The sequence below is a fragment of the Martinezella lusitana genome (genome assembly GCF_016901135.1).
In the GTDB taxonomy this organism is placed as follows: domain Bacteria; phylum Pseudomonadota; class Alphaproteobacteria; order Rhizobiales; family Rhizobiaceae; genus Rhizobium; species Rhizobium lusitanum_D.
Genome location: NZ_JAFEVL010000073.1, coordinates 63,318 through 76,371, shown reverse-complemented (window position 1 = coordinate 76,371; position 13,054 = coordinate 63,318). Strand labels below are relative to the sequence as shown.

General features: G+C 60.7%; 14 protein-coding genes. 5 read left to right on the top strand and 9 right to left on the bottom strand.

Going from position 1 to position 13,054, the window contains the following annotated elements:
- Window position 1 precedes the first annotated feature (1 nt).
- The 6 genes from JTP94_RS30050 to fabD all read right to left on the bottom strand — a co-directional run bounded on the left by JTP94_RS30050 (window position 2) and on the right by fabD (window position 6,045).
- Window positions 2-889: a YicC/YloC family endoribonuclease gene (locus JTP94_RS30050; RefSeq protein WP_204854066.1), complete on the bottom strand. Its 888-nt coding sequence runs from the start codon at window positions 887-889 to the stop codon at window positions 2-4.
- Window positions 890-999: 110 nt separating this feature from the next.
- Window positions 1,000-2,217 carry an endolytic transglycosylase MltG gene (gene mltG, locus JTP94_RS30045; protein WP_204854065.1) on the bottom strand — a complete coding sequence of 406 codons (1,218 nt, stop codon included), beginning with the start codon at window positions 2,215-2,217 and terminating at the stop codon, window positions 1,000-1,002.
- Window positions 2,218-2,434: 217 nt separating this feature from the next.
- The gene (gene fabF / locus JTP94_RS30040) at window positions 2,435-3,697 is read right to left on the bottom strand and encodes a beta-ketoacyl-ACP synthase II (protein WP_204854064.1); all 1,263 of its coding nucleotides are present in this window, start codon (window positions 3,695-3,697) and stop codon (window positions 2,435-2,437) included.
- A 114-nt stretch (window positions 3,698-3,811) separates the two neighbouring features.
- Window positions 3,812-4,048, bottom strand: coding sequence for an acyl carrier protein (locus tag JTP94_RS30035; protein ID WP_004122114.1), 237 nt, complete (start codon window positions 4,046-4,048; stop codon window positions 3,812-3,814).
- A 288-nt stretch (window positions 4,049-4,336) separates the two neighbouring features.
- Window positions 4,337-5,074, bottom strand: a complete 738-nt coding sequence (fabG, locus tag JTP94_RS30030) for a 3-oxoacyl-[acyl-carrier-protein] reductase (protein ID WP_034507760.1) — start codon at window positions 5,072-5,074, stop codon at window positions 4,337-4,339.
- Between the two features lie 26 nt (window positions 5,075-5,100).
- Window positions 5,101-6,045, bottom strand: a complete 945-nt coding sequence (gene fabD / locus JTP94_RS30025) for an ACP S-malonyltransferase (RefSeq protein WP_204854063.1) — start codon at window positions 6,043-6,045, stop codon at window positions 5,101-5,103.
- Window positions 6,046-6,239: 194 nt separating this feature from the next.
- Here fabD and JTP94_RS30020 point away from each other — a divergent pair, with 194 nt between their 5' ends.
- A complete protein-coding gene (locus JTP94_RS30020; RefSeq protein WP_204854062.1) occupies window positions 6,240-7,283 on the top strand; it encodes an aldo/keto reductase in 1,044 nt (347 codons plus the stop codon).
- Window positions 7,284-7,337: 54 nt separating this feature from the next.
- Here the strand turns inward: JTP94_RS30020 and JTP94_RS30015 are convergent, their stop codons facing one another.
- Window positions 7,338-8,084, bottom strand: a complete 747-nt coding sequence (locus JTP94_RS30015; protein ID WP_204854061.1) for a histidine phosphatase family protein — start codon at window positions 8,082-8,084, stop codon at window positions 7,338-7,340.
- A 391-nt stretch (window positions 8,085-8,475) separates the two neighbouring features.
- Between JTP94_RS30015 and rpsF the strand changes: the two genes are divergently transcribed.
- From rpsF to rplI, 4 genes are all read left to right on the top strand, one after another.
- On the top strand, window positions 8,476-8,922 hold the full coding sequence (rpsF, locus tag JTP94_RS30010) for a 30S ribosomal protein S6 (RefSeq protein ID WP_204854060.1): 447 nt from the start codon (window positions 8,476-8,478) through the stop codon (window positions 8,920-8,922).
- A gap of 14 nt (window positions 8,923-8,936) precedes the next feature.
- On the top strand, window positions 8,937-9,185 hold the full coding sequence (rpsR, locus tag JTP94_RS30005) for a 30S ribosomal protein S18 (protein WP_034507767.1): 249 nt from the start codon (window positions 8,937-8,939) through the stop codon (window positions 9,183-9,185).
- 164 nt (window positions 9,186-9,349) lie between these two features.
- A complete protein-coding gene (locus tag JTP94_RS30000) occupies window positions 9,350-10,330 on the top strand; it encodes a DUF2232 domain-containing protein (RefSeq protein ID WP_204854059.1) in 981 nt (326 codons plus the stop codon).
- Between the two features lie 19 nt (window positions 10,331-10,349).
- Entirely contained in the window at window positions 10,350-10,931 is a 582-nt protein-coding gene (gene rplI / locus JTP94_RS29995; RefSeq protein WP_204854058.1) for a 50S ribosomal protein L9, read from the top strand.
- A 73-nt stretch (window positions 10,932-11,004) separates the two neighbouring features.
- Here the strand turns inward: rplI and JTP94_RS29990 are convergent, their stop codons facing one another.
- Complete coding sequence (locus tag JTP94_RS29990; RefSeq protein ID WP_312038202.1) at window positions 11,005-11,847, bottom strand: glycerophosphodiester phosphodiesterase family protein; 843 nt, start codon at window positions 11,845-11,847, stop codon at window positions 11,005-11,007.
- Window positions 11,848-11,975: 128 nt separating this feature from the next.
- Entirely contained in the window at window positions 11,976-13,040 is a 1,065-nt protein-coding gene (locus tag JTP94_RS29985; RefSeq protein ID WP_204854057.1) for an HlyD family secretion protein, read from the bottom strand.
- Window positions 13,041-13,054: the final 14 nt, after the last annotated feature.

The following is a 13,054-nucleotide window of genomic DNA, read 5'->3' as shown; positions in this document are numbered from 1 at the left end:
CCTACTCCAAATTCTGGACCTGTTCGCGGAACTGGTCGATGACCACCTTCAGTTCGATGCCGGCGGCGGTGACCGCGGCGGCATTCGACTTCGAACAGATGGTATTCGATTCCCGGTTAAATTCCTGTGCAAGAAAATCGAGCTTGCGTCCGACAGGGCCGCCCTTGGAAAGGAGATCGCGCGCCGCCGCCACGTGGGCCTTCAGGCGGTCGATCTCCTCGCGAAGATCGGCCCTGGTGGCGAGAAGGGCGGCCTCGGCATGCAGCCTGTCGCGATCGAGGCCCGACGAGCCGTCCAGAAGCATGGCAACCTGTGCTGCCAGTCTCGTGGCGATCTCCCGCGGTGAGCGCGTGGGATCATGCTCGACCACAGCCGTCAGCGCCTCGATGGTTGCGACCTGACCGAGCAGGATCTGGCCAAGCGCCTGGCCTTCCCGCCCGCGCATGTCGCTGAGATCACCAAGGGCCGCCTCAAGACCGGAGATGATGTCGGCGTCGCGCGCCGCAAGCACCTCTTCGTCTTCTTCCGCCTCCTTGAATTCGACGAGCCCACGAACGGCCATGAGGCTATCCAGCCTCAGCGGTGCGGGATCGATGATGCCGGCGAGCTGATCGCGCAGTGCCAGCACGGCCGCCAGCGCCTCCTGATTCACCACGACCTCGACCCGGCTTTCCTCGACGGATAGCGACAGGCCGACCTGCAGGTTGCCGCGCGAAAACCGGTCGGCGATCAGCTTGCGGATATCGGTTTCCAAACGCTCCAGTCCCGGCGGCAACCGCAGGCGGACATCCAGCCCCTTGCCGTTCACCGACCGCAATTCCCATGCCCAGCGACCGCGCCCGCTCGTTCCTTCACGCCGGGCAAAACCGGTCATGGACTGCAATGCCATGCAAGCCTCCGATAATTCCTATCCACAATCCGCTGAAAATCATCGGATTGTGGACCAATGTAAAGTGAATCCGCGCCACCGGCTTCAACGAAGCCATGGCGCAGCAAGGATTAGTTCGCCTTCTTTTTCTGCTGGGTGCCCGAGCCGGTCGTGGTTGCGGCAGCGTCATCGGGCTGACCGTCAACCGCGATGGTGCTCGGATCTTCACCCTTTTCGGCGGCAAGCTTGCGCCAGCGCTTGACGTTGGTGTTGTGCTCTTCCAGCGTCGCGGCGAAGACATGGCCGCCTGTACCATCCGCCACGAAGTAGAGATCCTGGCTCTTCCAGGGGTTGGCGACGGCTTCCAGCGCATCCCTGCCCGGATTTGCGATCGGCGTCGGCGGCAAGCCCTTGATGATGTAGGTGTTATAAGGCGTCTCTTTCTTCAGATCCGACTGGTAGATCGGCCGATCGGAAGGTTTCCCCTCCCCGCCGAAGAGACCATAGATGATCGTCGGATCCGACTGCAGACGCATGCCCTTGCCGAGACGGTTCAGGAAGACGGAAGCGACATGGGCGCGCTCGTCCGCCAGACCGGTTTCCTTCTCGACGATGGAGGCCAGCGTGACGAAATCCTGCTTGTTCGCCAGTTGCAGGTTCGGGTCGCGCTTATCCCAGATCTGCTCGACCAGCTTGTCCTGCGCGGCCGCCATCTGCTGGATAATTTCCGTGCGCTTGGTGCCGCGCGTGAACTTGTAGGTGTCGGGCCTCAGGCTGCCCTCCCCCGGCAGTGCCGATGGCAAATCACCTTCGAGCACGGGATCGGCCTGCAGCTTGTTGAAGATCTGCCGCACGGTCAGACCCTCGGGCAAGGTGACCGAATAGAGGATGGATTTGCCCGATTTCAGCAGTTCCATGATGTCCTTCATGGAAGCGCTCGCCTTGATCTCGTATTCGCCGGCCCGCAAGGTTTCGCCGTCATGCAGATAGGTGGTCGTCAGCCAACGGAAGATGCGCTGGTCGCTGATGATGTTGTTGGATTCCAGACGATTGGCTATTTCGTTCAGGCCCGCACCGTTGCGGACGATGAAATTCGTATTGGTCGTCAGCGGACCTGGGCTCTGGTAGACCGAGAAAGCATAATACGTGCCTGCAATCGCAGCGACGACGACGAAAACCGCCAACGTCATCAGGAAGTTCAGGAAGATCACCATCTGACTGCGGGCTTTGCGTGAACGCTTTGGCGGATCCGGAACACGCTCCGGACGCAGGGCTTCGCTTGCCGATTTCGGTATGATCGGCCCCTTCTGTCCGTTCGGAGTTCCGTTGCTCTGGTTCGTATCGCTCACCGGCAATCCCTTCCTTTTCGTGATTGCCTGCTCTTTGGCCAAGCAATGCGGCAAAAAACAGGTTCAGAGGATAAGGCGGAGCCGTCTGAAGCTTCGCCTTCGACCGATCAGACATTACCGCGGCGCATCCCTGGGATGCATGGAGGCGCGATAAAATTCGAGGACAGCGCGCGGGCTTGCCGAAGAGCATTCCCGCTTTCGCAGTTACGCGCTGTTTTTATGCCTCAAAACGGCGCAGGACAAGCGACGCGTTCGTACCGCCGAACCCGAAGGAGTTGGACAGCGCAACATTGACGTCCCGCTTGCGGGCCTTGTGCGGAACAAGATCGATGGCGGTCTCGCGTTCCGGATTGTCGAGGTTGAGCGTTGGCGGAACGATGTTGTCGCGAATGGCGAGCGTGGCGAAGATCGCCTCGATCGCGCCGGCAGCCCCGAGAAGATGGCCGGTCGCCGACTTGGTTGATGACATGGAGATCCTGGACGCGGCATCGCCGACCAGCCGCTCGACGGCGCCGAGTTCGATCGTGTCGGCCATGGTCGAGGTGCCGTGTGCATTGATATAGTCGACATCCGCCGGCGTCAGACCGGCGCGCTTCAAGGCCGATGTCATGCAGCGGAATGCACCCTCGCCGTCCGCCGACGGAGCGGTGATGTGATAGGCGTCGCCGGAAAGGCCGTATCCCACAACTTCGGCGTAGATCTTGGCGCCGCGGGCCTTGGCGTGTTCCAACTCTTCCAGAACAACGACACCGGCGCCCTCGCCCATCACGAAGCCGTCACGGTCGCGGTCATAGGGACGCGAAGCCCTCTGCGGGTCGTCATTATAGTCCGTCGACAGCGCCTTGCAGGCGGCAAAGCCGGCTAGCGAGATACGGCAGACCGGAGCTTCGGCGCCGCCCGCGACCATGACATCGGCATCGCCCAGCATGATCAGGCGGGCCGCATCGCCGATGGCATGCGCACCGGTCGAACAGGCCGTAACGACGGCGTGGTTCGGGCCGCGCAGCTTGTGACGGATGGAGACCTGGCCGGAAACGAGATTGATGAGACGCCCGGGAATGAAGAAGGGCGAGATGCGGCGCGGGCCCTTGTCGCGCAGCGTATAGCCGGCCTCGACGATGCCCTCGAGGCCGCCGATGCCGGAGCCGATCATGACGCCGGTCGCAATCTGGTCCTCGTCCGTGGCCGGGTGCCAGCCGGCGTCCGTCAGCGCCATATCTGCGGCTGCCATGCCATAGATGATGAAGGGGTCGACCTTGCGCTGCTCCTTCGGCTCCATCCAGTCGTCAGCATTGAAAGTGCCGTCGGTGCCGTCGCCAAACGGAATGCGGCATGCGATCTTCGCGGCGAGATCCTCGACCTCGAATTCAGTCACGAGGCGCGCGCCATTGTGTCCGGCGATCAAACGCGACCAGGACACCTCCGTGCCACAGCCCAAAGGTGATACCATGCCGGTACCCGTGATAACGACACGTCTCATCGCCCTCAGACCCCCGTCTTCTTATGATGATATGCGTATAAATATGGTGCGCCCGACGTCGCCGGACGAAATAGGGCGGACTCTTGAGCCCGCCCATTCAAAAAGTACGAAAGATTAGGCCTGAGCCTTCTCAATGAACTTTACCGCGTCGCCGACCGTCAGGATCGAGTCAGCAGCGTCATCGGGGATTTCAACGCCGAATTCTTCTTCGAAGGCCATGACCAGTTCGACCGTGTCGAGCGAGTCCGCACCCAGATCGTCGATGAAGCTTGCGCTTTCAACGACCTTGTCGGCGTCAACGCCAAGATGATCAACAACAATTTTCTTTACGCGTTCTGCGATATCGCTCATGTCGGTTTCCTCGACCTTATGTCCTGATCAGAATGCCCTGTGACATCCCTACCCTAATTCAAGCCTGCAGCACCTGTCCTGGCGCCGCGGGCAAACCCGTTCAACCCGGCACTGAGATCCGGCCGAGCCGCCTTGAGCGCGGCGCCGTCCGTCTGCATTTACGGGACGACTGTTCACAGTCAAGGCCCGCTTAACACGGTTTAAGTCCGTCGCAAAGCCAGAAAATAGCCGGCTCCGGGTTGCTCAACATGCTATTGGAGGGAAAGTTCCCTCCAATAGCAATTCCCTTTAGATCATTGCCATGCCGCCGTTGACGTGGATCGTCTGGCCGGTGACGTAGCTGGCTTCGGAGGAAGCGAGATAGGCGACCGCGGAAGCGACTTCCGCGCCGTTGCCCATGCGCTTCATGGGAATGGCACCCATGATGGCTTCCTTCTGCTTGTCGTTCAGCTTGCCGGTCATGGCGCTCTCGATGAAGCCGGGCGCGACACAGTTGACGGTGACGTTGCGGCTCGCAATTTCCTGCGCCAGCGACTTGGTGAAGCCGATCATGCCGGCCTTGGAGGCGCAATAATTGGCCTGGCCGGGATTGCCTGTCACGCCGACGACGGAGGTGATGTTGATGATGCGGCCATAGCGGCGGCGCATCATCGGATGGGTCAGCTCGCGCGTCAGCCGGAAGACGGCGGTGAGATTGACTTCCAGCACGGCATCCCAGTCTTCATCGCTCATGCGCACGAACAGGCCGTCCTTGGTGATGCCGGCATTGTTGACGAGGATATCGACGCCGCCGAGCTCTTCCTCGGCCTTGACGCCGAGTGCCTTGACCTCGTCGCGATCCGACAGGTTTGCCGGGAAGATCTTGACGCGGTCGCCAAGCTCGGCAGCCAATGCCTCCAGTCTCTCGACGCGCGTGCCATGCAGGCCGACAATGGCGCCCTGCTTGTGCAGGAGCCGGGCGATCTCTTCGCCGATACCGCCGGACGAGCCGGTTACCAGGGCCTTGCGGCCGGTCAAATCAAGCATGTTTGTCCCTCGTTCCTTAATCTCTGTCAGCCGAGCAATGCGCCAAGCGCCGTGTCGATATCAGCAGCATTGTTGATGGCGATGCCGTTGACCGACTTGTCGATGCGGCGAGCCAGGCCCGTCAGCACCTTGCCGGCGCCAATTTCATACAATGTTGTCACATTGTTGGCAGCAAACCATTCCACCGTCTCGCGCCAGCGCACCTGACCGGTGACCTGCTCGACCAGCAGCCTGGCGATCTCTTCGGCATCGGTCACCGGAGCAGCCTTGACGTTGGCGATGACCGGCACGACCGGATTGGACTTGGCGACGCCGGCGAGCGCTTCGCGCATCGCTTCGGCGGCCGGCGCCATCAGCGCGGAATGGAAGGGCGCGGAAACCGGCAGCAGGATGGCGCGCTTGGCGCCCTTGGCGGTTGCCAGCTCGGCCGCCTTCTCGACAGGCGACTTCTCGCCGGAAATGACGATCTGGCCGCCGCCATTGTCGTTGGCGATCTGACAGGCGCCAAGCACGGAAGCCTCGGCACAGACGGCGGCGACATCGGCATGTTCGAGCCCGATGATCGCAGCCATGGCGCCGACGCCGACGGGGACTGCCGCCTGCATGGCGTTGCCGCGAATGCGCAGCAGCCGCGCGGTGTCGGCAAGCGAGAAGGTGCCGGCGGCGCAGAGCGCCGAATATTCGCCGAGCGAGTGGCCGGCGACATAGGAGACCTTGCTCTTCAGATCGAGGCCGCGGGCCTGCAGAACACGAATGACGGCGAGCGACACGGCCATCAGCGCCGGCTGCGCATTGGCCGTCAGCGTCAGTCTGTCTTCCGGGCCATTGAAGATGACGTCGGAGAGCTTTTCACCGAGCGCTTCATCAACTTCCTCGAAGACGGCGCGCGCTTCGGCGAAATTGTCGGCAAGGTCCTTGCCCATGCCGACGGCCTGGCTGCCCTGGCCGGGAAATGTGAAAGCAACAGTCATTATCAAGCGTCCTTTTGGGGGTCGTTTCGCTTCCCAATGACATTGTTTGCGGCGGAGTCAATAGCGCAAGCCCCGCAGACACAGGCTTTTGCGCTTGCGAAGCGCAACAATTTTCTTCTTGCGCTTGCTCAATTCGCGCCTAAATTCTCGCAACTCTCTTCATCATGAATTTCCGCCACCCCCAAGGTTTTCCCATGAAATATAAGAATTTAGGCCGCACCGATATTTCCGTTTCGCAAATTTGCCTGGGCACGATGACCTGGGGCACGCAGAATAGCGAAGCCGAAGCGCATGATCAGATGGATTATGCTCTCCATAAAGGCATCAATTTCTTCGACACCGCCGAAATGTATCCGACGACGCCCGTCAGCGCCGAGACTCAAGGCCGTACCGAGGAATATATCGGCACCTGGTTCGAAAAGACCGGCAAGCGCAAGGACGTCGTGCTCGCCACCAAGGTCGCCGGTCCTGGCCGCGACTATCTGCGCCGCGGCCAGGGCGCGGATGCCGTCAATATCCGCGCGGCGATCGACAGCAGCCTGAAGCGGCTGAAGACCGACTATATCGACCTCTATCAGGTCCACTGGCCGAACCGCGGCCATTTCCATTTCCGCCAGAACTGGCGCTACAACCCCTTTACGCAGGACCGCGAGAAGGCCATCGCCGACATCACCGAGATCTTGGAGACGATGGGCGAGATGGTGAAGGCCGGCAAAATCCGCGCCCTCGGCCTTTCCAACGAGACGACCTGGGGCATCCAGAAGTATCTCACGATCGCCGAGCGGAAGGGCCTGCCACGCGTCGTCTCCACGCAGAACGAATATAATCTGCTCTACCGGCATTTCGATCTCGATCTTGCCGAGCTGTCGCACCATGAAGATGTTGGCCTGCTCGCCTATTCGCCGCTCGCCGGCGGCATCCTCAGCGGCAAATATGTCGGCGGCGCACGGCCCGCCGGCTCGCGCGGCTCAATCAACCACGACATCGGCGGCCGCCTGCAGCCGCTGCAGGAACCGGCGGTCAAGGCTTATCTCGAGATCGCGGCCAAGCATCACATCGACCCGTCCAAGCTGGCGCTCGCCTACTGCCTCACCAAGCCTTTCATGACGTCAATGATCATCGGCGCCACGACGATGGCGCAGCTCGAAACCGATATCGCCGCTGCTTACGTGACCTTGCCCACCGAGGTATTGGCCGAGATCGAGCAGGTCCATCGGAAATATCCGATGCCGATGTGAGGCGTAGCAAACGGACAGCCCGTGGCGACCGGAAGAACCGGCGTTACGGGTGGTCTACTGCGCGGTCTTTGGTGCGAGCGTCAGTTCGGAGCCATGCGCTTCGCGCAACTCGTCCTGCCCCTGCCCGCGATCCGAGGCCTTGTGAAGCAGGACTGATCGATAGTCCCCGGAACCCCGCCCCTTGATCAACGTAACGTCGGCATTTCCCGGATTATCCGAGCGCTCGAACCAATCGACGGGACAATGCAGGAAATTCATCTCGAAGGCCCGGTTGGTGACGCCATGGCCGACGATGATGACATTGTTCTTTCCGTTTTCGGCGTCGTGCATGACGGTTTGCAGAAACAGGCGAACACGCTGGGCGACATCCGCCCGGCTCTCGCCATCAGGCGGCCGCGCGTAGAACTTGCCGCTATTGTTGCGCAGCCTCGCCCACTTCTCGAACTCGTCAGGAAATTTCCGTTTCTGTTCGGCATGGTCGTAGATTTCGGTGAAAAGCCCGAAATCCTGCTCACGCAGCAGATAATCCTCCCGAATGTCCCCGATCAGCTCTGCGGGCAGGACCTCCAGCAAGGCATCCTTGCTCTGTCGTGTCCTTAAGAACGGCGAATACCAGATGCTCAGCTTTCGCAATTCGGCACTCGGCAATGCTTTCAGATAGGCGGCGATGGTCCGTCCCGCCTCCAGCACCTGCCGATAGCCCCACTCGGTCAATGGCACATTGTGATCGCCGAACTGCCGGTAGGCCTGCTCATCGATGTTGCCGAGGGATTCGCCGTGCCGAACGAGAAAGATGCGCATGAATTGTCCGTGTTGGCCGAAATTGATGTATGCCATCATGACGGGAGAGCGGGCAGCGTGCAATGCGACGGGACACCGGCATGCGAATTGACCTGATGGCTACTGCCTTTGCGCAAAACAACCCAATTTCGCCCCTCCTATTGCCTTTCCCGCAAAAATCCGTATAAGCCGCCCTGTTCGCAAACCCGGTCTTCTGGCTGGTGGCTGAACGGAGGGCCGGTTTTCTTTTGGGAAAATCGTCGGAACGGAAGCGTTCCAGCCTCCCGTGTCTCCGCTCTCGACCGTCTCGGAAACGCTTTTCTTGCTTGGGGTTATCCCTCTCAGGAGCAGTCGTTGAGGCTTAGCCGCTAGAGCCCGGGTTCAGATCAACGCAAGAAAGGCAAAGCTATCCATGGCTCTTTATGAACATGTATTCCTTGCTCGACAGGATATTTCCGCTCAGCAGGTCGACGCCCTCGTAGAACAGTACAAGGGTGTTATCGAAGCTAACGGCGGTAAAGTCGGGCGTATCGAAAACTGGGGCCTCAAGTCCCTCACCTACCGCATCAAGAAGAACCGCAAGGCTCATTACGCCCTGATGGACATCGATGCGCCGGCCGCTGCGGTCCAGGAAATGGAACGCCAGATGCGCATCAGCGAAGACGTCCTGCGTTACATGACGATCGCTGTTGAAAAGCATGAAGAAGGCCCGTCTGCCATGATGCAGAAGCGCGATCGCGACGACCGTCCGCGCCGCGATGGCGACCGTCCGGAGCGCAGCTTCGGCGATCGTGGTCCGCGCCCGGATCGTGGTGACCGCGACGACCGTCCGCGCCGTCCGCGCGAAGACCGTGTATAAGGAGATTTTGAACAATGTCTGAAGTTTCCTCCGCACCGGTCCGCCGTCCGTTCCATCGCCGCCGCAAGACCTGCCCGTTCTCGGGCGCCAATGCGCCGCGCATCGACTACAAGGATGTCCGTCTCCTGCAGCGCTACATTTCCGAGCGCGGCAAGATCGTTCCGTCCCGCATCACGGCCGTTTCCCAGAAGAAGCAGCGCGAACTCGCCCAGGCGATCAAGCGCGCCCGTTTCCTCGGCCTGCTGCCCTACGTCCTCGCCTAATAAGCGCCGACGCTACATGATTTTAGGGAAGGCGGTCATGCCTTCCCTTCTCCTTTTCGCGGTGGGCGCGGATCGGAACATTGAAACCCCATGTTGGGGACGGCTTTCAGAACCGAGGTTCGGAAGCATCCTCTAACTGCTCGATCTTGAAGCAGGACAGCGACGTGAAAAAGTTGAATGCAAAAGAGCTTGGTATCGGCGCGCTTGCCGGTCTGACCGCCGCCCTACTCGTGTATGGCGCGACCAATCAGCCTTTGCTGTTTATCCTGTTCGGCGCGCTTTCTGCCCTTCCGATCCTGATCGTGGGCCTCGGCTGGGGGAACCTGGCTGTCATCGTCGCCGTCGCGGCGGCAGGCGTCGTTGGCGCCGTCGGCCAGTCGCTGTACTTTGGGCTTTTTACCGTTCTGCTGACATTGATCCCGGCGTGGCTCAGCCATCTCGCCAATCTGGGGCGCCCGGCTTCCGAACTCGGCGGCCCTGACCATCTGATGGCCTGGTATCCGCTCTCCGACATCATGCTGCATCTGTGCGGCCTTGCCGCAGCCGTCATCATCATCGTCGGCGTGATCATGGGCTACAACGCCGATCTCGTCGGCCAGGTGATCGACCTCTACGTCAAGGTTATGAGCGAGCAGCAGCCGGCGCTGCAGCTCGATCCGACGGCGATCGAGAAGACCAAGTTCTTGATGCTTTACACGATCCCCATGGTCTGGGGCATGATCTGGGTCATGATGCTGCTGGCCGCCTATTATGTGGCGACCCGCATCGTTACAGCCTCGAAGCACAATCTTCGCCCGCGCGAGGATATTCCCTCGGCGCTGCGCATGAACCGCAATGCGATCTTCGTTTTTCTCGTGGCGATCGTCGCCATGTTTTTCGGCGGCGTCGTGGCCCTCATTGCCGCCGCCATCGTCGGCGCCTTCGGCGCCGGCTTCATCGTTTCCGGCTTTGCGTCGCTGCATTACCGGACGCGTGGCAAGGACTGGCGCGTGCCGGTGCTGATCCTCTGCTACCTGACGTCCTTCCTGCTGACGCTGCCGCTCTTCATCATCCTTGTTCTCGGCCTCTCCGATACCCGCAAGGCGATATCGCTTACGCCGAACAAAGATGCCGACGCATCCAAACCAACAGACACGAAAATCTGACATCGAAAGGAACAAGAAAATGCAAGTCATTCTTCTCGAGCGCATCTCCAAGCTCGGCCAGATGGGCGAAACCGTCAAGGTTCGCGACGGCTTTGCCCGTAACTACCTGCTGCCGCTCGGCAAGGCGCTCCGCGCCAATGCTGCCAACAAGGCCCGTTTCGAAGCCGAGCGCGCCACGCTCGAAGCCCGCAACCTGGAGCGCAAGAGCGAAGCCCAGAAGGTCGCCGACGTTCTAGGCGGCAAGTCCTTCATCGTCGTTCGCTCGGCTGGCGAAACCGGCCAGCTCTACGGTTCGGTCGCTGCCCGTGACGTCGTCGAAATCCTCGCCGCCGAAGGCTTCAACATCGGCCGTAGCCAGGTTCACATGAACACGCCGATCAAGGCCATCGGCCTGCACGATGTTGCGATCGGGCTTCACGCCGAAGTCGAAATCAAGGTCGAGCTCAACGTTGCCCGTTCCGCTGAAGAAGCCGAGCGCCAGTCCAAGGGCGAGACCCTCACCTCCGCCGACGCCATCTACGGCGTTGACGAAGACGCTCTGCGTCCCGAAGACTTCTTCGATCCGGAAGCCGACGGCAACGCCGAAGAAGACGACGCATAATTTCCAGCCCATTGCTGGATGTGCGAAAGCCCGGATCGGACGATCCGGGCTTTCTTTTTGCATTGGTGTGGGTTCATGCCCTCGCGCCGATATAGGCTTCCAGGGCCTCCGGCTCATCGGTTTGAATGGCGGAGACGCCGGCGTCGATCAGGCGTCCCCATATCGCGTCCGGATCCTTGAGCGCGGCGGTATCGGTGAAACCGGCACAGGAGACCGAATCGAGCGTGTTGACCCAGAGAGCGATGCCACGCTCACGAAAAGGCGCTGCTTGCCCGGCGACCTGCTCCAGCCGGTCAAAATAGATTTCGCACAGGAACGGGTTCAACTTGAAGAGAAGGTCGATCTGGGTTGCGACATCCGTTGCGTTCAGCCGCGTTTTGGCCATGAAGGGAACGCCATGTGGTTCCACCTTTTCGCGGATCCACGAGAGATCCTGAGGGCTCCTCAAGTCTCCCCAGAAATCGACCTGCTGGCCAACGCCCATCGATCGGGCGCAGGCGATGACGTCGGGGATCATCTCCCTGTGCTTGACGTCAAGATGGATAAAAATGCGATCACGCGTCAGGTCAAAGACCTCCTTCAGGCTCGGTAGTCTTTCGTCCGTGAGCCCGTTCGTCTCGCCACCGTCGCGATTGCGCAATTTCAGGCTCGACAATTGCTGCAGCGTCAGCGTCTCCGGCTCGCGGTTAAGACCCGCCATTCGCTCGAGCGTATCGTCGTGCAAAAGAAAGAGCTCGCCGTCGCTACTGCGCCGGACGTCGATTTCAACCACCTCGTAGCCAGCCGATATGGCTCTTTCGATCGCCAGGAGGCTGTTCTCGGGCGCCGCGCGCCACACGCCGCGGTGGACGACGATCGCGCAGGATCGATCCGGATCGGCGATGTGATCGATATAGGAGGGCATAGGCGAAACCACGAATTTGTTCTCCGTCAATGCTCGAACGCATAGGGAACTGCCAAACCGGTAGACCCCGCCTGCCAAACCTCTTCAATCACACCATTGCTGATATGAGATGACGAGATTCGAGGAAATGCGGAAGCATTCTAGTCGTCGTTGACGCCCACCTCCGGCTGGGAGTCCTTATCGACCGAGACGACGACGGACATCCCAGGCGCCAGCTGGTCCGCCAAGGGTTGGTCCTGGTCGATCTTCACTCTGACGCCGATGCGCTGGGCGACCTTGGTGAAATTACCGGTGGCATTGTCCGGCTTGATGACGGCGAATTCAGACCCCGCCGCCGGCGAGAAACGCTGGATATGACCCTTGATCTCGCGGTGTCCGAGCGCGTCGACGGAAATCGTGACGGGCTGATCGAGTTTCATGCCGTCGAGCTGGGTCTCCTTGAAATTGGCGATCACCCAGATATCCTTCGGCACCAGGCCCATGAGCTGCGTTCCGGCCGTCACATATTGGCCGAGGCGCACGCCGACTTCGCCGACGCGGCCGTCCTGCGGCGCAACAATGGTCGCATTCTGAAGATCGATATCGGCGAGCTGCACGGCGGCTTCCGCGCCGCTGACACCGGCCTCCAGCGAGGCGCGGTTGACGATGATCGTCGTCAGGTTCTGCTGCGATACGTCGAGGGCCGCCTTCGCCTGGTTGACGGCTGCTTGCGCCTGCTGCAGCGTCGCCTGCGCCTGCTCGGAATCGCTTGTCGTGGATACGCCCTTGGCCACCAGCGTCGTCACGCGCTCCCAGGCGAGCTGGGCGCGCTTCAGCGCGGCGTTGGCGCTGTCGATCTGCGCCTGGCTGGAGACGATGCCGGCCTTGGCGGCCTGCTCCTGCTGTTGCGAATTGGCGAGCGCCGCCTTCTGTCCGTCGAGCGTCGCGTGCGCCTGCGCCACCTTCTGCCGATAGATGCGGTCGTCGATCTTGGTCAGCACGTCGCCCTGCTTGACGAGCTTGTAGTCCTTGATCGGCACATCGGTGATATAGCCGCTGACCTGCGGGCTGATGGTCGTGACATAGCCTTTGACATAGGCGTCGTCGGTGGTTTCGACCGAGCTTTTGAACGGCGGCAGGTGCCAAGCATACAGCACCAGCATGACGCCGCCGATGCCGGCAAGAACCGCAATGACTTCAATTGGAGAGCGAACGAGCCTCGACATGGAGCTATTTCATA

Coding starts and splice junctions, on each gene's coding strand:
- JTP94_RS30050 (WP_204854066.1), bottom strand. CDS start 889: ATGGCATTGCAGTCCATGACCGGTTTTGCCCGGCGTGAAGGAACGAGC.
- fabF (WP_204854064.1), bottom strand. CDS start 3,697: ATGAGACGTGTCGTTATCACGGGTACCGGCATGGTATCACCTTTGGGC.
- JTP94_RS30035 (WP_004122114.1), bottom strand. CDS start 4,048: ATGAGCGATATCGCAGAACGCGTAAAGAAAATTGTTGTTGATCATCTT.
- fabG (WP_034507760.1), bottom strand. CDS start 5,074: ATGCTTGATTTGACCGGCCGCAAGGCCCTGGTAACCGGCTCGTCCGGC.
- fabD (WP_204854063.1), bottom strand. CDS start 6,045: ATGACTGTTGCTTTCACATTTCCCGGCCAGGGCAGCCAGGCCGTCGGC.
- JTP94_RS30020 (WP_204854062.1), top strand. CDS start 6,240: ATGAAATATAAGAATTTAGGCCGCACCGATATTTCCGTTTCGCAAATT.
- JTP94_RS30015 (WP_204854061.1), bottom strand. CDS start 8,084: ATGCGCATCTTTCTCGTTCGGCACGGCGAATCCCTCGGCAACATCGAT.
- rpsF (WP_204854060.1), top strand. CDS start 8,476: ATGGCTCTTTATGAACATGTATTCCTTGCTCGACAGGATATTTCCGCT.
- rpsR (WP_034507767.1), top strand. CDS start 8,937: ATGTCTGAAGTTTCCTCCGCACCGGTCCGCCGTCCGTTCCATCGCCGC.
- rplI (WP_204854058.1), top strand. CDS start 10,350: ATGCAAGTCATTCTTCTCGAGCGCATCTCCAAGCTCGGCCAGATGGGC.
- JTP94_RS29985 (WP_204854057.1), bottom strand. CDS start 13,040: ATGTCGAGGCTCGTTCGCTCTCCAATTGAAGTCATTGCGGTTCTTGCC.